This is a genomic window from Halalkalibacter oceani, assembly GCF_023715705.1.
GTDB lineage: Bacteria > Bacillota > Bacilli > Bacillales > Bacillaceae_D > Halalkalibacter > Halalkalibacter oceani_A.
This window is the reverse complement of the sequence record NZ_JAMBOS010000104.1, coordinates 1-304: the sequence shown is the minus strand read 5'-3', so window position 1 is coordinate 304 and position 304 is coordinate 1. Positions and strand designations below refer to the sequence as shown.

Sequence of the window (304 nt, the reverse complement as noted above, 5' to 3'; positions counted from 1 at the left end):
TTCTTGTCGCCAATGACGAATGAAACTTAATTAAAAAAAGTATTGACGAGTGAGTCAGTATTTGATATGATAATTAAGTCGCCATAAACGACAACGAGTTCTTTGAAAACTGAACAAAAGCCAAGCGGAAAAGAGAAGAATTGTTACTTTGCTAACAAGGAATCTCGTCAATAATGTTTTAAAACGTAAGAGCTTAATCAGCTCACCATTTTCATGGAGAGTTTGATCCTGGCTCAGGACGAACGCTGGCGGCGTGCCTAATACATGCAAGTCGAGCGGGTGAACCTGACAGATTCCTTCGGGA

The 304-nt window shown here is 40.5% G+C and carries 1 rRNA gene; it reads left to right on the top strand.

Annotated elements, in window-relative coordinates:
* Window positions 1–210: 210 nt before the first annotated feature.
* Window positions 211–304, top strand: a 16S ribosomal RNA gene (locus tag M3212_RS21845); the annotation flags it as partial.